The following is a 19,882-nucleotide window of genomic DNA, read 5'->3' as shown; positions in this document are numbered from 1 at the left end:
TGAACTAAGAGACCCGATTCGGGTCTTTTTATTTTGCAAAAATAACGGAGGAAACGCCTATGAACAACACGATTGATTTCAAGACCGCAAAGACCATCGACAGCATGAGCAAGAAGCTCGACCACATCGACGATGCCGTGACCGGCTTCTTCTCAATCATGCACATGGCAATGAAGAACGAGCTTGGCAGTGCAGAGCCTTATTTCGCCGCAACCTCGCCGGTTCTGGATTTGACGGTTATCCGTCCTGACGATGCGCCGCACATTTTGGCTTGCTTCGACGAAGCAGATGAGGGTATCGGCATCTCTGAGAACGAGCCGCTGGGCTTCCGTTACAATCCTAAACAGGTTGTCAAGCTGATGGGGCAGCGGTATCTGGTCGGTCCGGTCATTTTTCACCGCTTCGATGAGGATGGCAACTTCGCATCTCTGACGATGGGCGATATGTACACCATCCAGAAATATCTGGAGACCAAGAGTGTCACCCTGATGATCGACCGAGACAAACTGACCTGCATCTGTATTGACTGAGGTGTGCCATGCTGAACTTTTTTATCGGTTTCGCATTTTTTGAAGCAGGTGCCTTTTTCGGCTTCTTCGTGGCGGCTTTGATGCAGGCGGCACGAAGCGGCGAAATCGGACTGAATGGAAAGGAGGACTCGCATGGAAGAGAACACCCTGTCGGTGCTGAAAATTGCACCGGGGCAGTATCCGCAGCAGGTCGAGATCGATAACGACCTGAAAGCCTTGCAGCAGGCGGTGGGCGGCTCCATCGGCGCAAGCTACCCTTTTGAAGATCCGGTTGCCATCGTCTATAACGATGACGGCAAGCTCATGGGACTGCCCCTGAACCGTGCCCTTCGGGATGAAAACGGAGAAATGTACGATGCCGTTGCCGGGACTTTTCTCGTGGTGGGGCTGGGTGAGGAGGATTTCGCATCCCTGACCCCGGAACTGGCGCAGAAGTACGAGCAGCTTTTCCATCAGCCGGAAGCCTTTCTGAAGCTGGGCAACCGTCTGTTGGTACTGCCGGTGCCCGATGAACCCCCTGCAGAAAAGCCCCGCACCAAGCCCCCGGCAGAGCATGACCGCTAAAATCACCCTGCTGCACGGGAGACTAACTATTAAAAGTCAAGCCCCAAAATGAAAAAATCCGCCAACCGACCGCTGCCCCTGACAAACAGCATTCAAATGCTGGTCTTGGAACAGCGAGGGCGACGGAGAGAACAGCAAAGCAAGCCCGGCCAACCCTCGCAGAAACAGAATAGCATTTGAATGCTTCGGTTCGTCAAGGGTTCGCTGCGCCAGCTAAGTTTCTGTTGGAATTAGCTCAGGCTCAGGAGAAAATCATGCAGCTGTAAGATATGTTTTTCCAGACTTCTGCAAAGCGTAGATCAGCCGCACGAGTTTCTTCATGGCATGGGACAGGGCAACATTGTAGTGTTTTCCTTCGGCACGTTTTTTGGCAAGGTATTCAGCAAAGACAGGATTCCAGTAGCAGACGTACTTGGTTGCGTTGTAAAGGGCATGTCGCAGGTAGCGGGAGCCACGTTTTTCCATGTGAGCATAGCAGTTCGTGAGTTTTCCGGACTGGTATGTAGATGGAGAGCAGCCAGCGTAAGCAAGAATTTTGTCAGGAGAACTGAAATTGGAGAAATCCCCGATTTCTGCAAGGATTACAGCAGCGGAGTTTACTCCCATGCCGGGAATCGAGAGAATTGGTGGATTGAGCTCATCTATGATTTTCTGAATAGAATCTTCAATTTCGTCGATCTCGGAGGCAAGTTCTTGAATGAGTTTAATGGTATGCTTCAATTCCAAAGATTTGGCAGGCATGACAGAGCCAATAGAAGCTCTGGCTGCCTCTCGAATCTGGATGGCTTTCTCTTTTCCGTAGCGTCCTTTGGACGCTGTTGTAAGAAGGTTTGTCAGCTTGGTAAGATGGACTTCTGAAATTTGCTTTGCACCGGGATATTCGCTAAGAAGTGCGTAGATTGAAGTGCCATGGATAGACGAAACAAGCCCTTCCAATTCGGGAAACAGAATCGTAGCCAATCTGGACACCGATTGCTTTAGTTTAGCGCATTCCTGAACTTTATCAAATCGGTATCTTGTTAGTGACTTTAGCTCTTCGTTATGGTATGCTATATCCGTGTAGGACTTGAGGTCTACATCGGACAATAGCATAGTTGCAATCGTTCTTGCATCCACACGATCGGTTTTGGTTTTGCGAAGGCTGAGACTTTTTCGGTACAGGTTGGTGTGTAAAGGGTTAATGACATAAGTTGGCAGACCGTTGTCAAGAAGGAACCCAAGAATATTGTAGCTGTAATGTCCGGTAGCCTCAAGTCCTACTTTTATTTTGTCTGACTTTTTGGTGCAGTTTCGAATCGTTTGAAGCAGCTGCTTAAATCCATCCATGTTGTTGGGGATGGTAAAGCAGTCAGCACGAACCATTCCGTCTGAATCAAGAATACAGCAGTCATGCTTATCCTTGGCAACATCAATTCCAACACAAACCATTTTGATACCTCCGGTATATTTATTTCGATGCTGTTCAGGACCACAGACTTCTTTGCTCTTGTAACCTCGTTCTAAATAAACCGTCTGGCGGTATCTAACTGATTAACATTTCAACAAAGAAGCTGTGGTTGGAGCCTCCCGAAAACCGTCTTTGCGGTAGGTGATGTTCCACCAATCCACAGCATCCTGAACTTATTGTAGCATTCCGCTGGAGAGCGGTCTATAAATACTACTATTTTATTATACGAGGTAATGGCAGTGCAGGAAGAAATCGAACAGAAGTCATTCAACATTATGATCTCCACCACAAAGCTGTCTGCCCGGACCGTCCTCCGGGCGGTAAAGGCGGCATTTCGGCTATACCAGTCCAAAACATCCCAAGGTAAGCAGAGCGTCCGCACTCTTCTGCGGCAGAACCGGGGCGTGTCCAGCGTGGAGATCAGCAAGACCGGCATCCGTGGTCTGGAACGCTATGCCAAAAAGTACGGCATCGACTACGCCATCCGCAAGGACACCTCTGAGGTGCCGCCCCGGTATCTGGTCTTTTTCAAAGCCCCGGACGCAGAAGCCTTCAACTCGGCGTTCAAAGAGTATTCGGCATCTTTGCTCAACAAGGACAAACGCCCCTCGGTGCTGGCACGATTGCATGAACTGGTGCAGGCCGCAGCGGAACTTTCCGGCAAAGTCCGGCGCAAGCAGGAGGAACGCGGCTTATGACCACGAAAAAGCTGACGAAGCTGATTGCGCTGTATCTGCCCTATATCCTGCTGGGGCTGGTGGCAACGAACCTTGGTGAAGCATGGCGGCTTGCCGAGGGAAAAGAACTGGGCGAACGCATTATGTCTATGATGGGCACCATCCCGATGGCGTTTGCAAACCCTCTGCCCAGCCTGCATCCGCTTGATTTGCTGGTGGGTTTGTGCTGCGGCGCAGGGTTACGGCTGGCGGTCTATTTGCGTGGCAAAAACGCCAAGAAGTACCGCCATGGCATGGAATACGGCTCTGCCCGATGGGGTACGCCCAAGGACATTGAGCCGTTCATTGCTCCGAAGTTTGAGGACAATATCATTCTGACCAAAACAGAGCGCCTGATGATGAGCAATCGCCCGCCTGACCCCAAGAATGCCCGGAATAAAAACGTGCTGGTGGTGGGCGGCTCCGGCAGCGGCAAGACCCGGTTTTGGCTCAAGCCCAACCTTTTACAATGTCACAGTTCCTATGTGGTCACCGACCCGAAAGGTAGTATCGTGGTCGAGTGTGGGAACGCACTTCTGAAAAACGGTTACAAGCTGAAGATCCTGAACACCATAAACTTCAAAAAGTCCATGCACTATAACCCCTTTGCCTATGTTCACAGCGAAAAGGACATTCTGAAACTGGTCACGACCCTGATGACCAACACCAAGGGTGAAGGGTCCGGCGGGGACCCATTCTGGGAAAAATCGGAGCGTCTTTTGCTCACTGCCCTGATTGCCTATCTGCACTATGAAGCCCCGGTGGAGGAGCAAAACTTCGCTACCCTGCTGGAGATGCTGAACACCATGCAGGTACTGGAGGACGACGAGGAATACCAGAACCCGGTGGACTTGCTGTTTGAGGAACTGGCAAAAAAGAAGCCCAACAGCTTTGCCGGGCGGCAGTACAAACTTTACAAGCTGGCTGCCGGTGATATATGCTCTAAGTGACTTCTTAATCATGATTTTGTCATGGTTAGTAAAGCAATCACTTAGAGCATTTTTGTTTCAGGAGGTACAGCTATGAGAAACGAAAAAATCACCCCACTGTACGAGCGCCTGAGCCGGGACGATGAGTTACAGGGCGAGAGCAATTCCATATCCAACCAAAAACAGATGTTAGAGGATTTTGCCCGCCGGAATGGGCTGCCCAACCCTACGCACTTTACCGATGATGGTATCTCAGGCACTCGTTTTGACCGCCCCGGATTTTTGGCGATGATGGAGGAAGTGGAGGCAGGGCGTGTAGAGGCAATCGTCATCAAGGACATGAGCCGGTTAGGACGCGACTATCTGAAGGTCGGTCAAGTTATGGAGGTTTTGCGGCAGCGAGGCGTTCGTCTGATTGCCATCAACGACGGAGTGGACAGTCTGAAAGGTGATGACGATTTTACCCCGTTCCGCAACATTATGAATGAATTTTACGCCCGTGATACCAGCCGGAAAATCCGATCTGTGTTTAAGTCAAAAGGCATGAGTGGCAAGCACCTGACCGGCACTGTGATTTACGGCTACTTATGGGACGAAAAACGGGAGCATTGGCTGGTAGATGAGGAAGCCGCCGAAGTGGTACGCCGTATCTTCTCCCTCACGCTGGAGGGATATGGGCCTTATCAGATCGCCTGCAAATTATCCGCAGACCGGATTGAAATTCCTGTCGTACACCTTGCCCGCTTCAACGAAGGTGTGAACCGTTCAAAGCCGGTCAAAGACCCCTATGGATGGGGATCATCTACCATTGTGAACATCTTGAAAAAGCGAGAGTATTTAGGGCACACCATCAATTTCAAGACCCGCAAGCACTTTAAGGACAAGAAAAGCCACTATGTTTCTGAGGACGAGTGGACGATCTTTGAGAATACCCATGAAGCCATTATCGACCAGCAGACCTTTGATTTGGCGCAGAAAATCCGCAGCAATGTACGGCGTTATCCAAACGGCTGGGGCGAAGCGGCTCCCCTCACAGGCTTGCTCTATTGTGCCGATTGCGGCGGCAAGATGTATGTCCACCGCACCAACAATGGCAAGCGGATTTCTCAATATACCTGTTCCAATTATACCAAAGTTCCGTGTGGGACACTATGCCCTACACAACACCGTATCAATGAGAGTGCTGTTCTGACATTGGTTTCTGACACGCTCCGGGCTATCGCTGAATATTCCAGAAATGACCGGACGGAATTTATTCACACCGTTCAGGAAACGCAGGTTGCTCAACAGAGTGCCGATATATCGAAAAAGCGCAGACGTCTGGCTGCTGCCCAAAAGAGAGCCGGAGAACTGGAAAAACTGATTTGCAAAATCTATGAGGACAACGCCCTCGGCAAGCTGCCGGATGCACGATATAGGGCGCTTGATGCACAGTATGCCAAAGAGCAGGATGCACTTGAGATTGAAATCGCAGAGCTGGAAAAGGCTGTTACCGGCTATGAGCAGAGCCAGAAATCCGCAGAGAAATTTATAGCCCTAATTGATAAGTATGAGAATTTTGACACTCTGACAAACACCATGCTCAACGAGTTTGTAGAGAAAATCCTTGTCCACGAACGCGCCCGAAAAGGCAGCCAGGACACCACGCAGGAAATTGAAATCTACTTCAATTTTTTAGGGCACTATATCCCACCATCCTTACAGCCGGTTCCTTTAACCCCGGAGGAACAGGAAGAACTGCAGAAAAAAGAAGAACGCAAGGACAGGCTTCATCAGAATTATTTGAAGCGGAAAGCCAGCGGCGCACAAAAACGGTATGAGGACAAAATCAAGGCGAAGAAAAAAGCGGAAATGGACGCTAAGAAAGCCTTGATCCGGGCTGAGGATATGAAAAAAGGTATTTTTTCTACTGTCGGGCAGCTGCCGAAAGAAGAACCGCGCAAAGCAACCAGCGCAGCAGTCTAATCATCATGGAGCAAAGGAGAATGAATATGAGTAAGTTGACTTACATTCGTTGCGGAGATTATGATATACCCAACCTAAAACTTTCTGTGCTGCCGGAAACTTCTATCGGCAAGTACGGCAGGATGCGAAAATCCTACCTGAAGGAACATCGCCCCATTCTCTACAACCAACTGCTGATGAGCGAGAAGTTGTATCCACACCTGTTAGAGATTGACCGGACAGCGCAGGAGCGCATGGACACCATGTTGCCTCACATGATGGAGGCTGCGGGTGTCACTGAGGAACTAAAAGCCTGTGACCCTATGCGTTGGGTGGGACTGATGAACACATTAACGGCACAGATTGAGGAAATTTTACTCATGGAACTGATTTGCAGCTGAATGGGAGGTGTGGGAAATGCTGACCTTTGAAAAGGTTCTGGAAGTGTTTCAGGCATATCTGGATGATGATTCTCTGTATGAGGTGGTGCAGACCAGCCACGGTTATACATTGATGGCATGGGAACCTCACCGGAATGACTGGTACAGCGCCGAAATACAGAAAACTCCGGAGGATTTGCGAAACGCCTTGCTGGATACATACGCCAACTTTCTGGAAGATAAGATTACCGGAAATGACCGCGATCTGACTGTGACAGAAACCGGAGAAATCCAGCAGAGGTGCCGGGAACTTTTGGAAAAGTGCCGGGAAACTTGATATAGAAACGCCAGAAGGAGGCCGCGATTATGCGTCCTCCTTCTGCTTCGCAGTCTGTTCCATTTTGAGCGCCCCGTCTATGGCACCTTCGATAATCGGCAGGTATTCTTCAGGGCAAAGCTTCAGCTTATGGCTGACCCGCTGCCGCTGTGCGCTTTCTTCCCGCATGATCTCCGGGTTAAAATATCGCTCTACGGGAAGTCCGCAGACCTTAATCAACTGGATCATCACAGGCAGGCTCGGAATCGCACCTTGATTCTCAATGTTGGCAAGATACCGCCATTCAATCCCAACCATTTCTGCCAATGTTTTTCGTGCCAGACGCTTTGCCTCTCGTGCGGCTTTGACATCCGCACCGAAGGTTTCAAAACCGGGACAATCTTCAACTTTCGCCATATAACATCACCCGGTTACATTGTATAATTCATACTTTGCCCGCGGAATGTTGCTATATGAAGGTTAGTTGAAGTTTATAATTCATATTCTATTTGTTGCATTGTTCGAGAAAGAGAACTATAATGTACTCTGTGGAGGTGCAGAATGGATTATATGACACTAAAAGAGGCCGCCGAAAAATGGGGCGTGACCCCACGATGGATAAACTATTACTGCACTGCGGGTCGCATCCCCGGTGCTGTAAAAATGGCGACGATTTGGCTGATTCCGAAAACTGCGGAAAAGCCGATTGATGGTCGGACAAAAAGAAGAAAGGGAGATAAGCATGAAAAAAATACTGCTGGTTGAAGATGACCCCAATATAGTGTCCTCCCTTACTTTATTTATGAAAAATGAAGGCTATCTGGTTGACAGTGCAAATGGACAACAAACTGCTTTACAGAAAATAGCTCAGGAACAATACGACATTATCCTTTTAGATATTTCGTTGAATGATGGAAATGGTTTTAGCACTTGCTCAGCAATTAAGAGCCAAAAAGACATTCCCATTATCTTTCTGACCGCAGATGATGATGAATTTAGTGTTGTTAGCGGTCTGGAATTGGGTGCAGATGATTATATTTGCAAGCCGTTCCGCCCAAGAGAATTATTGGCAAGAATCAACACTGTGTTGCGCAGAAAAAATGGAAAAAGTGAATTTCTGTCTTGTAAAGATATTACAGTTGATGTTCAAAAGGCGGTTGTCCGAAAAGGAAATACAGAGCTATTCCTTTCGGCATTAGAATACCGTTTGCTGTTGGTGTTTTTGCAGAATCCGGGTGTTGTATTTTCAAGGAAAAAACTACTTGAAATGATTTGGGATGTTACAGGTGATTTTATTAGTGACAACACATTGACTGTCTATATGAAAAGATTGCGAGATAAAATTGAAACAAATCCACAAGAGCCGGAAATTCTTTTGACTGTTCGCGGGCTTGGGTATAAGGCTGGTGAATAACATGGATTTTTTACGAAACAAGGAAGTTCGATTGCAAATAATGCTCTGTATTGGTGTGACGGTGATTGGGAGTGTTTTAAGCTATTTCTTTTGCATGAAGTTCTATTGGGTTACATTTTTAACTGGCTGCGCCATCACCGCTATTTCCCTTATATTCACATATCGCCGCTATATGAAGATTTCTTCTTTAAGTCAGGATATTGATAGACTATTACATGGTGAAGAAAGTATTCGTTTTGACGATTATGGTGAGGGAGAGTTAGCTGTTCTGGAAAATGAGATTTCAAAAATGACATTACGGCTTTTAGTGCAATCGGGACAGCTGCAAAAAGATAAAAAATATTTAGCGGATTCTTTGGCGGATATTTCCCACCAATTAAAGACACCGCTGACTTCTCTTGAAATATTGAATGCTGCGCTTTCACAAGAAGGTATTGATTTCGAACAGCAATCTTCACTATTGCATGAACAGTTATTACTGTTGTCACGTATGGAATGGCTGATTGACGTTTTATTAAAGCTGTCGCGTCTTGATGCAGGGACAATCAAATTCGAAAATAAGTCCTTTCCTGTGGAAAAATTAGTCCAGCAGGCAACAGCGCCATTTGATATCATGCTGGATATTAAAAATATTAAAATGGATATTTCAGATATAGAGGAAATTCAACTATACGGGGATATCAAGTGGCTTGCAGAAGCTTTGTCTAATGTTGTAAAAAATTGTATTGAATCTACTCCCGATGGAGGACAAGTAAAAATCAGCGCTGAAGAAAATGCCATGTATGTGAAATTGTGTGTTATCGATAGCGGAACAGGCATAGCGGAGGAAGATATTCCACACTTATTTGAGCGTTTCTATCGAGGTAAGAACTCCGGCAAAAACGGGGCAGGGATTGGCTTGGCCTTAGCAAAAGCAATTATCACGCAGCAGAACGGAAGGATTATCGCTGAAAACATAATGCCATGTGGGGCAAAATTTACAATTTTCTTTGACAGAGGGGTTGCATAATGCAATCCCTTTTTTGCAAAGTGACATTTTTGTAATGAAAGCGTAATAATAGAGTTATTTAAATTTGCTATGATTTCATCATTGTACGGAATTACTTTCAGCAGGAGGAAACAACAATGGAAATATTAAGAGTTGAAAATGTTTGCAAAACATACCACACAGGTGAAACCACAGTGAATGCCTTGACCGATATTTCATTTTCAGTGCAAAAAGGAGAATTTGTTGCAATAATTGGCGCATCTGGCTCTGGTAAATCCACTTTGCTCCATATTCTCGGCGGTATTGATCGTCCCACATCAGGCGAAGTAATTGTAGATGGTCAAAGTGTGTATGAACAAACGGAAGATCAACTTGCCGTGTTTCGCAGACGCCAAGTAGGACTGATTTACCAGTTCTATAACTTGATTCCGGTCTTGAATGTAGAGGAAAATATTACCCTGCCTATTAGGCTGGATGGGCGAAAAATAAATAAGAAGCGTTTAGCAGAATTGTTAGAGGTACTTGGCTTAACAAAGCGTAGAAAGCATTTGCCAAGTCAGCTTTCAGGTGGGCAGCAACAACGTGTGTCCATTGGTCGTGCGCTTATTAACGCTCCTGCAATTCTCTTAGCTGATGAACCTACGGGAAACCTGGATACACAAAACACACAAGAAATCATGCAACTTTTGAAAGCTTCTAATAAATCCTATCATCAAACGATTGTCCTGATTACCCATGACCGGGAAATCGCTTTACAAGCAGATCGGATTTTGGAAATACAGGATGGTCAGCTTGTCAGGGATGAGGTGATTCGCTGATGGAAACAATATTTACCCTTACATTAAGGACACTGCAACAAAACAAAAAGCGTGCATTTCTTACGATTTTCACGATCATTCTTTCGGTAGGTATGATGACTGCTGTCTTGTGTGGCGGCTGGTCCATGCTTCGCTTTTTGCAAGAGAAAGAAGCCGTATACGGTGGAGATTATGCGTATCGTATTGAACTCACCTCGCAGCAGCAAGCGGAAACTCTTATGCAAGGAAAGAATATAGAGAATGTGTCGTTGCTACGTTTCGCTGGAAGTAGTTTTTACGGAGAACCATCTAATAAAAATTTGCTTGCCATTGCAGAAATCAACGATGCATTTGTCGAAAATTTTTATCTGGAACAATATTTACTGGAAGGCCGTTACCCGTTCAATGAAAATGAAATTGTCTTAACGCAAGATTTTATTGACGATAATGGGCTTACATTCTCTGTTGGGGATACGATACAACTTTTACTTGGTACGCGAGTGTGGGACGAAATCGACACAGAGTTATATGGATTAGTAAATTATCTGGGTGATAGGGAAAGTTTTCATCCAGATACTGCGGAGCGGACATATACCATTGTTGGTATTGTATCTGAAATGAATGGGTCTAAAGTAGCCAGTGACTTTAACGCTTATATCGGAATTAGCAATAATGAAACTAATTTATCGGCATTTGTAAAGTGCAAGGATATTTCTAAGTCTATATACGCCGAAGCGGAAGAAAATGCAAAAGCAGTTGGTGGTATTGTGTCAGCATTCCATTCTGATTTGCTCATTTATCATGGTGTGACTGCGGGTAAGGGAGCTGTAAAGATGATTGCGGCTGTTGCTGTAGTTATTCTATTGCTAATGGCTGCTTGCTCTGCCATGATTAGCAATGTCCTTTCGATTTCTCTGCAGGAACGTATTAAGCAGCTTGGTATGCTTGCGAGTATCGGTGCAACAAGTAAACAGAAGAAAGCCAGCGTTACCATAGAAGCCTTTCTACTTGGCATAATTGGTATTCCATTGGGCCTGTTATTTGGTTTGGGTTTAACGGTTGTTGTTCTGGCAATGATACGGATTTCCTTTAAAGACACTTTTACTTTTGGAATGATTGAGCTAAAAACATATATTTATTGGCTCCCTTTTCTCCTGGGAGCAATTTCAGGTATTGGTTCTTTGTTTTTTGCTTGTAAAACTCCGGGAAAAATCGCTTCAAAAGTTACAGTAATCGATACATTGAAGCAAACCAACATTTATCAAGTAAAGCAAAAATGGATAACACATGGAAAACTAATGTCAATATTTTTTGGAATCTACGGATCGTTGGCTTCAAAAAATATCCATCGGAATCCGAAACGCTTTCGTGCGATAACGCTTTCTATTTTTTTAGCTGTGGTTCTTGGGTTATCCTTGTATAGTTTTTCGGATTTTATGCTTTTTCAAACATCTATGGATATGAAAGAAGATGGTTCAAGTTATACAGATGTTCAAGCTGCTGTTCCGTATAAAGATTTAGCAACTGCTGCGAAAGCAATTTCTGATGAGGGTATTTCAGCAGACATATCCTATCGTATTTCCCGATACATGACAGCTGCATTTGAGGAAGAAAATATCAATTCAGATATGGCGGGATACTTTATAAATGGCAACTTTGCAGAATTATATGTTGTGGGTATTGATGAAGAACATTTTCGCGCTATTTGTAAAGAAAATGATTTGAATTATACAGGATATGATGGCAAGCCAAATCACGGAATACTATTCAATCATGCAACTGGGAATTATGGTACGTCTCCAAATCGTGTTGTAGTTGGTTCTCCGTTTGTGCTTGAAAATGGGTGTAAAATCGAACTGGAATACGGCGACGATACAAATAAAACGGTCATTGTTCAAGATATTGTGAATGGAAATAATGCGAGTATTCAATCACAATTTGTTCAAGATAGAGCTGTCTTGATTGTTCCAATGTCTTTTTTTCAGTGGCTGCTGAATGATGATACCGCTATTGAACTTACCATTAACACAGCACAGCACGAAGAAGTTGCGGAGTGTTTAGCGGATACGGGATTTTTTCAAGTGGTTGATGTGGCAAGTACAACGGAAAATTCCCGCCAGACATATATGCTTCTCAAAATGATGGTTTGCATCTTCACGGTCTTAATGACAATGATTATTGGACTAAATGTATGCAATACGATTTCAAATACCATAGATGTCCGTAGAAGTGAGTTTGCAGTATTGCGATCTGTTGGCATGACATCTGGTGATTTAAAGAAAATGTTACTTTTGGAATCTGTATTATATGGCATGAAGTCGCTGATATTTGCAATACCGATCAGCTTAATCATTCATTATGTCATGTATTCCATGATTTCGAAAGGAATGACCCCATTTGTGTTTTATATCAATTGGGGAGCATACGGAATCGCTGTTATTATGGTTGCACTTGTAGTAGTAACGGCAATGCTGTTTTCTTTGCGAAGTATTGAAAAGGTTGAAATTGTGAAAGAATTGAAAACTGGGAGCATGTAGTTCAAGACAATCGGGAATTAGGCACATCTCGTAAAATGAAAGGAAAGAAATGAAATGAAATGAACAAAAAACATATTACTCATGGCAAGTTGAAAGTATTTATGATATTATTTTTGGCTGTTATTTTGATTGTTCTGGTTGTAGTATGCGCCAAGAAAATTAAACTTTCTCAAAACGAAAAAAATATTATCGGCACATGGAAAAACAGCAATTCAGAAAATGTAATTACAGTTCAAGACAGTGACACTCTAATACTGTACAATGACATTCCTGAAGCAGGTTTATATCATGGTAATGCTTCTTATCATTTCAGTTACACAGATACTATCTGTGTAACACAGGATGACATCAGTGCGGAGTTTTGTGTTGATGTTGATGAAAATCAATTGATAATCTACTTTGCAGGTCAGGTATATTTAGTGTTGCAAAAATAGTAACAGCGCGTAAATCAATTTAAGTATGTAGCATCATAGTACATATCGGAAAGCAGGACTCTCACCAGCTTTCAGTTACCATCCGAAAATCCAAGGCAACGCCTATTCTGATTCTGGCTTCCCAATTTTGTCATGCGGAGCACATGTGGGTATTTCGGCAAGGCGCACACGCATACATTTGAGAGCTGTATTTGACAGAGAAGTTTCTGGCAAAGGCTCAGGCACTCATACAGTTATATTGTGAGCTAAAGAAGTAGCTGGAAATATGCTATACGCTGGCTTTCGGCAAAGACCTTGTGATTGAGCCATTATTCAGGTGAGTGATACTTTATCATCGCTCATTTTGAAAGGGATGGACAAGAAAATAAAACAAACACAATATTTCTAATACTCTGCCGGACGACGGCAAAAGAAAAAAGCCGTCGTAGAGCAGACAATTTGACACGCCCATTTGAAACGGCGGCTTTGATTTTCAGAGCCGCCGTTTCTTTTCGTCTATCCTAAACCAACGACGACCTAACACCGTGTAAATCCACGGCGGCACATAGGAGGATTGCCGCCGTGTCTATTTTTGCCTTTTTTCACAGTACACATGAACTGCACCAGCTAAAAAAAGCCTGTTCCCAGCAGCGGAGCAATGCGGTCAGAAGTATGTACTATACCATGTAAGTAAACAACAAAAAATATTCCATGACGCTCGTATGGCATTATGCCGTTCGGGCGTTTTTTTGTCCCTATGGAGCCGGAACATCGGGTCAACATGGCCCGAACTTTATCCTCGGTGCCGCTCCCCGCCGCCTTATTCAGATTTACCCAAAAAATCTGAATGGAGGAAAGGTAGATGGAAGTTACCATCAATTATAACGGACAAGCTGTTGCCGTGGAGGTCACGCTGGAAGTCTATGAATTTCTTGACCGGGCCGATCATAAAACGGAGAACCTGTTCCATGAACAGCGGCGGCATTGGGATGGCCGGGAGTTTGACGAGTACATCATTACCACCGAGGGTGTAGGGGTCTGCAGCGAAACGCCGGAGGAATACCTTTGCCGCATGGAAACGCTGCATGAGCTGATGGCTGTTCTGGACACCTGTACCGAGGCCCAGCGCCGCCGGTTCCTGCTCTATGCGCTTGACGGGCTGAGCCTTGCAGAGATCGGTGTGCTGTGCGGCTGCTCCAAAGTGGCTGTTTATCAAAGTGTGGAGGCGGTCAGAAAAAAATTTATAAATTTCTTTGAGAACAGGCTTAACGAATGACCTGTTTTCTGGCTACCAAGTGAAAGGGATCATTTCCCTTATCTCAGCGAGGGGCGGACAGCGGACGAGCTGTCCGCCTCTCCGATTTTCAGGAGGTAAGCCTATGAAAACAATCAATCTGCGGTGGATGTATCCCTACTACCGGCATGACGAGTTTGTGGATGTTACGGACGAGGTGTGGGCAGCGATGTATCAGGCCAAGCGGGAGATGGAGAACTATGAGCGTCGGAAAGTCTACCACCGCGCCTACTACTCTCTGGACGCATACAGCTGGCTGGAAAATTACGCACTGGAACACAGCAGATCGCCGGAAGATATTTTGCTGGAACGAGAAGAAATGACCACCCGCCTATGCGTTGAACAATGAAGCTGAGTTTATGGCACAGGTCTGCTCCGCTTCCGAGGACAGGCAGGAAAAAGCTGCAAGATCCATTCGCCAGCGGAAGCAGCGCAACGAGAAGCGTACCGATGAACTGACCCGCCTAATCCGAAAGCTCTATGAGGACAATGTAAGTGGCCGACTTTCCGATACCCTTTTTGAACAAATGCTCAGAGATTTCGAGGCCGAGCTAAGCGATTTGACAGAAATCGTTTCCCAAGACCAACAGGAACTTGAACGCATAAGCAGGGAAACCATCAACGCCGAAAAGTTTCTTTCCCTTGTCAGAAAATATACAGACTTTTCCGAGTTGACCCCTGCCATGATAAATGAGTTTGTAGAAAAAATCCTCGTCCACCAAGCCCAGGGCAAAGGAGCAAGCAGAATACAGGAAATTGAAATTTTCTTTAATTTTGTTGGTAAGGTGGACATCCCTCACAAGGAAGTGGAACTGACCGAGGAAGAAAAGGCCGCGTTAGCGGAACAGGAACGCCGCCGAGCGAAAAAAGCAGAGTACAATCGACGCTATATGGAAAAGAAACGCAGGCAATGGAAAGAGCAGCAGGAGCAGGAGCAAGCCGAGCAACTGCCCCTTGCCGCCGAACAGAAAGGAGAACACATAGCATGAGCTAATTTATGTTTGACGGTCAAGAGCCGGAAAAAACAGAAATCTTGCGATAGGAACCTCCCGGACGAGGAATGGTTCACCGGGGCGGTTTCTATTTGAAAATCCTCATTTTCCCCAAGTCAAGAGCCGGGAAAAACACCCGAAAAATGCCCCTATTGCGTAACAGGGGCGCAGAAAGGAGAGTTTATGAGAACAGGGCTTACGAAGCAGGAAAAGACCACCGATATTTGGTTTGACGAGAAAGACCCCCTTATCCATATCCGCACCCACAACACCGACTTAAAGAAGCGGCTTGCCGCCTACGCCGGACAGTACCCCGACCAGTGCTGCCAGACCGACGCAGACCCCGAAACGGGCTGCATGGAGTTTGATATTGCAAAGGGGCGTTTCTCTTTCCGTCTGACCGCCCCATACAGTGAGGAACGGAGGAACGCCGCCAGCAAAGCGGCAAAGAAACATTCCGGCAACTTGACACACCCTATTCAAAAAGATGTGCTATAATTTTTTTGAAAAAGTTTCGGATTAGATGTAGTATTCGCCGCTGAAACCGTAGTATATAGGTGAAGCCGGAAAGGAGGCGGTGTGATGATAGAAGATGAGAAAATCATTGAAATGTTTTTTGAGCGTTCAGAGCAAGGCATACGGGAGCTGGATATAAAATACGGTAAAGTCTGCCACAAGTTATCGTATAACATTGTTAACAGCAGGCAGGACGCGGAGGAATGTGTCAACGACGCTTACTTAGGAGCATGGAACGCAATCCCCCCGGCGAACCCCCACCCGCTTCTGACCTATATCTGTAAAATCGTTCGGAACATTTCACTGAAAATCTATTACAGAAAGGAAGCAGCCAAGCGAAACAGCACTTACACGATTGCTATGGAGGAAATCGAAGCCTGTATAGCAGACCCGAACACAGTGGAAGCCGAGATTGAAGCCAGAGAGTTAGCCCGTATCATTGAAAGTTTTCTGGACACGCTGACCGTCGAGAACCGCGTTATCTTCATGCGCCGCTATTGGTTTTCCGATAGCTGTAAAGACATAGCCGAGTTTGTAGGGCTTTCGGAGAAAAATATCTCCGTCCGGCTGACCCGTATCCGACAAAAAATGAAAAGCTATTTAGCAGAAAGAGAGGTATTCGTATGAACTCAAAGAAGTTTTCCGAAGCCATGAGCGAGCTTGACAGCAAGTATGTTGATGAAGCTATCAGCTACAAGAAGAAAGCAAAAAAGCCAGTTTGGGCTAAATGGGGAGCTATTGCAGCCTGTTTTGTAGCTGTAACCGTCTTAGGTGTGGGATTGTTTCAAAGTGGATTATTTGGCAGTCATACCGATATAGCCACATTGAATAACGGGGAAAAAATTGTTTTTGTGAAGTCTGATAATGTTGGCGGTTCTTTGGCTTTAGATGTAGATGTAACTACAAAGCCACTTACAGAAGATGAAACCTTAGCTTTATTTTCGGATTTACCTGTTACAGCCAATGCAATTTTTCTAAATAGCGATATAGACGCAGGCGGTTCACAAGAACTGATTGGATTTGAGGGACAAGTCGGAAATGTGAAAGTAATCATTTCAACATCAGATGTGCAGTTGCTTGATACTGTAATTGTTGGAACGGAGAAAGTCTCTGAAATCAACGGTATAACCATAGTCGCAGGATATTTTGTAACAGACCCGAACAGCCGAGGCGAGCAAAATGCTATTTACTATGCGACCTTTGAGATTGGCGATTGCAAGGTATATCTGGAAAATGGCGGCATGAAAGATGATAGCGAAACAATAAAAAATCAGTTGGCAGAAGTTATCCAGAAGCTGACAGAAAACGGGAATTTGGACTTAACTTCTTTTAGTGACGAAACAGGTATGAAGCTTGACGGAAACCCAGACGGATATGACCCGCTTCCTGACAGCCAGACTTCTGATGAAGAAGTATCAGAACAAGACCCCGCCGCAAACTGAATAATCTATCTCATATCGAAAGGGCAGCCGAGAAAATCGACTGTCCTTTTTCTATGCCGACAGGCAGAAAGGAGCGGCCAGCTATGACGAAACCGAGAGAGAAAACCCGCGAGGAATTGACTGCCGAGATTGAGGACGGAAAGAAGAAAATCCGGCAGTTTGAGAACCGGGAAAAGATGTTGCGTCAGAAGTTATCCAAAGAGGAACGCCGGACACGCAGCCACCGCCTTATCGTCCGGGGCGCGGTCTTTGAAAGCATTGTGCCGGAAGCAAAGAACATGACCGACGAGGAAGCCGCAGCACTTCTCCGGCTTGCATTGACGAGTGAACCAGCGCGGGAATATCTGAAAAAACGAGCCGAAAGCGGGAACGCCGAATAAATCCCTTTGGAACAAAGGGCGCACTTATACACCCTTGCGGGCGTGTGCGCTCTGCCGAGGGCTTATCTCCGCACAGGGAGATTTCCCCGCGCTCCGATTGGCGGCTTTGCCGCAACAAGGGGCTGCACCCCTTGCGCCGCTTCGCGGCTATCCCTGCACACCCACAAAAACAGTACACCCGCCGTTGGCGTCTGTACCATTTTTGCGGGTTTTATTATCCTATCCGGGAGGTGATACCCATAGCCATTTACCATTGGAACATCGGCATTGTGAGCCGAGGAAAAGGCAAATCAGCCGTTGCCGCAGCCGCCTACCGAAGCGGCGAAAAGCTGACAAACGAATGGGACGGAATGACCCATGACTACACTCGCAAAGGCGGCGTTGTCCATACAGAAATCATATTGCCGCCCCACGCACCGCCCTCATTCGCTGACCGTTCAACCTTGTGGAACAGCGTGGAGCTTTACGAGAAAGCCGGGAACGCCCAGCTTGCCAGAGAGATTGACGCGGCACTCCCCATAGAATTATCCAGAGAGGAACAGATCCGGCTTGTCCGGGAATACTGTTCCTCTCAATTTGTTTCCAGAGGAATGTGTGTGGATTTTGCTATCCATGACACCGACAGCGGCAACCCCCATTGTCATATCATGCTGACCATGCGCCCCCTTGACGAGCGCGGCGCATGGGCGGCGAAGTCCAAAAAGGAATATGACCTTGACGAGAACGGCGAGCGTATCCGCTTGCCAAGCGGCAGATACAAGACGCACAAAATTGACCTTACAGGCTGGAACGACAAGGACAACACCCTCTTGTGGCGCAGGGCATGGGCTGACTATACCAACGACTTTTTGGAGAGGAACGGAAGCCCGGAGCGTATCGACCACCGCAGCAACGCCGAGAGAGGAATTGACGAGATACCCACCGTCCACATGGGCGTGGCGGCTTGCCAGATGGAGAAGAAAGGCATCGCCACCGAGAAAGGCGAACTGAACCGCAGTATCCAAAAGACAAACCGCCTTATCCGGGAAATCCGGGCGCAGATTGGGAAGCTCAAGGAATGGATTGCCGACCTGTTCAAAGCGCGGGAAACCGCCCCGGAACAGCCGCCGCAATCTCCCAACCTTGCAAATCTGCTGATGAAGTATTTGAGCGTTCAGAGAGAAAAGAGCCGGAAGTATTCGCAGCGTTGGCAACAACAGCACACAGCCGATGAACTGAAAACCATAGCGGCGGCGGTCAACTATCTCTCCGAGCATGGTATCTCTAATCTTGACGAGCTGGACGCTTCTCTTTCCTCTGTCAGCGATAAAGCCTATTCGATCCGGGAGGGAATGAAAACCGCCGAGCAGCGCATGAAAGAACTGCAAAAACTCATGGAGTACGGCAGAAATTATCAGACCTACAAGCCCATACAGGACGAGTACCGGCAAATCCGCTGGAAAGGAAAACAGGAGAAGTTTGCGGAAGCCCGCCGCGCCGAGCTTACCCTATGGGACGCAGCAAACCGCTATCTCCATGCCCATTTGCCGGAGGGCGTGAAAACCCTGCCGATCTCCGCGTGGGAGAAAGAATATACCGCCCTCAAAGCACAGCGAGAAGTGGAATATGACACGCTGAAAGATACCCGCGCCGAGGTTGCCGAGCTTCAAAAAATCCGCAAATGCGTGGATATTGCGCTCCACGCCGACCAACCGGAGCAGACGCAGAGCCGCACCAAGCGGCACGAACAGGAGCGATAAAGGAAAGGACGGGCAAGCTGTTTTACTTGTCCGTCCTAAATGTTTTCCGATAAAATGGACGCTATTGATTCCTAATATTAAAACCAACTTGCTCTTTCGTCCCTAAATTCGGGCAGGTCACTATGCTCATAAGGATTATAATTATTCAAATTGCAGCCAAACTCTTTCAATGATTTTATTTTATTATCCTTTGTCCATTCAACCAGGGAAATTCCATCAAATTCCTCTATGCTCCCATTGTTCATTTCATTTTTGAAATACCACTCCACAATCGTCTGATTTCCTTTGTGGAAAAATTGTTTGATTTCCCAAGCAACGACTTTGCCACGAGTATTCCATTCCTGAAACCAGTGTTTTACGATTTGACGGTTATTATATTTTGGACCCCAACTTTCAGTATAAATTACATCTTCTGCAAAAATATTATCAATACCTAAATCCTGTTTTGTAAGCCACATTTCAAACCATAAGTGAATATTTTTTTCTCTTTCATTCACAATCCAGCACCTCACTAACTTCCGATTTTTCGGTTTCATTTTACATC

The 19,882-nt window shown here is 46.1% G+C and carries 22 protein-coding genes and 2 pseudogenes; 21 read left to right on the top strand and 3 right to left on the bottom strand.

Going from position 1 to position 19,882, the window contains the following annotated elements; genetic code table 11:
* The first annotated feature begins 59 nt into the window (after positions 1-59).
* On the top strand, positions 60-530 hold the full coding sequence (locus MTP38_RS12610; protein ID WP_207676762.1) for a hypothetical protein: 471 nt from the start codon (positions 60-62) through the stop codon (positions 528-530).
* 132 nt (positions 531-662) lie between these two features.
* Positions 663-1,094 carry a DUF3846 domain-containing protein gene (locus MTP38_RS12605; RefSeq protein ID WP_207676761.1) on the top strand — a complete coding sequence of 144 codons (432 nt, stop codon included), beginning with the start codon at positions 663-665 and terminating at the stop codon, positions 1,092-1,094.
* A gap of 252 nt (positions 1,095-1,346) precedes the next feature.
* Here MTP38_RS12605 and MTP38_RS12600 read toward each other — a convergent pair whose 3' ends face one another.
* Positions 1,347-2,522 carry an IS110 family transposase gene (locus MTP38_RS12600; RefSeq protein WP_097839216.1) on the bottom strand — a complete coding sequence of 392 codons (1,176 nt, stop codon included), beginning with the start codon at positions 2,520-2,522 and terminating at the stop codon, positions 1,347-1,349.
* 258 nt (positions 2,523-2,780) lie between these two features.
* Here MTP38_RS12600 and MTP38_RS12595 point away from each other — a divergent pair, with 258 nt between their 5' ends.
* The 5 genes and pseudogenes from MTP38_RS12595 (at position 2,781) to MTP38_RS12575 (ending at position 6,847) form a co-directional block, all read left to right on the top strand.
* Positions 2,781-3,239: a PcfB family protein gene (locus tag MTP38_RS12595; protein ID WP_442900530.1), complete on the top strand. Its 459-nt coding sequence runs from the start codon at positions 2,781-2,783 to the stop codon at positions 3,237-3,239.
* Positions 3,236-4,189: pseudogene (locus MTP38_RS12590) on the top strand (type IV secretory system conjugative DNA transfer family protein); the annotation flags it as partial. The gene MTP38_RS12595 and the pseudogene MTP38_RS12590, both read left to right, overlap by 4 nt.
* 90 nt (positions 4,190-4,279) lie before the next feature.
* A complete protein-coding gene (locus tag MTP38_RS12585; protein ID WP_055214712.1) occupies positions 4,280-6,151 on the top strand; it encodes a recombinase family protein in 1,872 nt (623 codons plus the stop codon).
* A gap of 26 nt (positions 6,152-6,177) precedes the next feature.
* Positions 6,178-6,531, top strand: coding sequence for a TnpV protein (locus MTP38_RS12580; RefSeq protein WP_055214714.1), 354 nt, complete (start codon positions 6,178-6,180; stop codon positions 6,529-6,531).
* A 16-nt stretch (positions 6,532-6,547) separates the two neighbouring features.
* Positions 6,548-6,847 carry a hypothetical protein gene (locus MTP38_RS12575; RefSeq protein ID WP_055214717.1) on the top strand — a complete coding sequence of 100 codons (300 nt, stop codon included), beginning with the start codon at positions 6,548-6,550 and terminating at the stop codon, positions 6,845-6,847.
* A gap of 27 nt (positions 6,848-6,874) precedes the next feature.
* On the opposite strand, the gene MTP38_RS12570 is transcribed toward MTP38_RS12575, so the two are convergent.
* Entirely contained in the window at positions 6,875-7,243 is a 369-nt protein-coding gene (locus tag MTP38_RS12570; protein ID WP_055214719.1) for a helix-turn-helix transcriptional regulator, read from the bottom strand.
* Positions 7,244-7,387: 144 nt separating this feature from the next.
* On the opposite strand from MTP38_RS12570, the gene MTP38_RS12565 reads away from it, so the two are divergent.
* The 14 genes and pseudogenes from MTP38_RS12565 (at position 7,388) to mobQ (ending at position 19,338) form a co-directional block, all read left to right on the top strand.
* On the top strand, positions 7,388-7,591 hold the full coding sequence (locus tag MTP38_RS12565) for a helix-turn-helix domain-containing protein (RefSeq protein ID WP_055214721.1): 204 nt from the start codon (positions 7,388-7,390) through the stop codon (positions 7,589-7,591).
* Entirely contained in the window at positions 7,569-8,240 is a 672-nt protein-coding gene (locus tag MTP38_RS12560; protein WP_055214723.1) for a response regulator transcription factor, read from the top strand. Before MTP38_RS12565 ends, MTP38_RS12560 begins: the two co-directional genes overlap by 23 nt.
* Position 8,241: 1 nt before the next feature.
* Entirely contained in the window at positions 8,242-9,249 is a 1,008-nt protein-coding gene (locus MTP38_RS12555; protein ID WP_055214725.1) for a sensor histidine kinase, read from the top strand.
* A 116-nt stretch (positions 9,250-9,365) separates the two neighbouring features.
* Entirely contained in the window at positions 9,366-10,046 is a 681-nt protein-coding gene (locus tag MTP38_RS12550) for an ABC transporter ATP-binding protein (RefSeq protein WP_055214727.1), read from the top strand.
* Positions 10,046-12,562 (top strand): ABC transporter permease, encoded by a 2,517-nt coding sequence (locus tag MTP38_RS12545; protein ID WP_055214729.1) that lies wholly within the window; start codon positions 10,046-10,048, stop codon positions 12,560-12,562. The genes MTP38_RS12550 and MTP38_RS12545 overlap by 1 nt, the downstream gene beginning before the upstream one ends.
* A gap of 59 nt (positions 12,563-12,621) precedes the next feature.
* Entirely contained in the window at positions 12,622-12,996 is a 375-nt protein-coding gene (locus MTP38_RS12540; RefSeq protein WP_055214731.1) for a hypothetical protein, read from the top strand.
* Positions 12,997-13,837: 841 nt separating this feature from the next.
* Positions 13,838-14,251 carry an RNA polymerase sigma factor gene (locus MTP38_RS12535; RefSeq protein ID WP_055214733.1) on the top strand — a complete coding sequence of 138 codons (414 nt, stop codon included), beginning with the start codon at positions 13,838-13,840 and terminating at the stop codon, positions 14,249-14,251.
* Positions 14,252-14,354: 103 nt separating this feature from the next.
* A pseudogene (locus MTP38_RS12530) lies at positions 14,355-14,603 on the top strand (RNA polymerase subunit sigma-24); the annotation flags it as partial.
* Between the two features lie 25 nt (positions 14,604-14,628).
* Entirely contained in the window at positions 14,629-15,258 is a 630-nt protein-coding gene (locus MTP38_RS12525; protein WP_249233745.1) for a DUF4368 domain-containing protein, read from the top strand.
* 186 nt (positions 15,259-15,444) lie between these two features.
* Complete coding sequence (locus MTP38_RS12520) at positions 15,445-15,759, top strand: hypothetical protein (protein WP_097769766.1); 315 nt, start codon at positions 15,445-15,447, stop codon at positions 15,757-15,759.
* Between the two features lie 84 nt (positions 15,760-15,843).
* The gene (locus MTP38_RS12515) at positions 15,844-16,404 is read left to right on the top strand and encodes an RNA polymerase sigma factor (protein ID WP_097769767.1); all 561 of its coding nucleotides are present in this window, start codon (positions 15,844-15,846) and stop codon (positions 16,402-16,404) included.
* A complete protein-coding gene (locus tag MTP38_RS12510) occupies positions 16,401-17,219 on the top strand; it encodes a hypothetical protein (RefSeq protein WP_097769768.1) in 819 nt (272 codons plus the stop codon). Before MTP38_RS12515 ends, MTP38_RS12510 begins: the two co-directional genes overlap by 4 nt.
* An 83-nt stretch (positions 17,220-17,302) precedes the next feature.
* The gene (locus tag MTP38_RS12505; RefSeq protein WP_195309142.1) at positions 17,303-17,599 is read left to right on the top strand and encodes a DUF3847 domain-containing protein; all 297 of its coding nucleotides are present in this window, start codon (positions 17,303-17,305) and stop codon (positions 17,597-17,599) included.
* 131 nt (positions 17,600-17,730) lie between these two features.
* Positions 17,731-19,338 carry a MobQ family relaxase gene (mobQ, locus tag MTP38_RS12500; protein ID WP_442900529.1) on the top strand — a complete coding sequence of 536 codons (1,608 nt, stop codon included), beginning with the start codon at positions 17,731-17,733 and terminating at the stop codon, positions 19,336-19,338.
* 77 nt (positions 19,339-19,415) lie between these two features.
* On the opposite strand, the gene MTP38_RS12495 is transcribed toward mobQ, so the two are convergent.
* Positions 19,416-19,835 (bottom strand): nuclear transport factor 2 family protein, encoded by a 420-nt coding sequence (locus MTP38_RS12495; protein ID WP_055059684.1) that lies wholly within the window; start codon positions 19,833-19,835, stop codon positions 19,416-19,418.
* Between the last annotated feature and the right edge of the window lie 47 nt (positions 19,836-19,882).

Origin of the sequence: Faecalibacterium sp. I3-3-89 (assembly GCF_023347275.1) — a bacterium.
GTDB lineage: Bacteria > Bacillota > Clostridia > Oscillospirales > Ruminococcaceae > Faecalibacterium > Faecalibacterium butyricigenerans.
The sequence above is the reverse complement of the archived record's forward strand: the minus strand, read 5'-3'. Positions and strand labels throughout refer to the sequence as shown.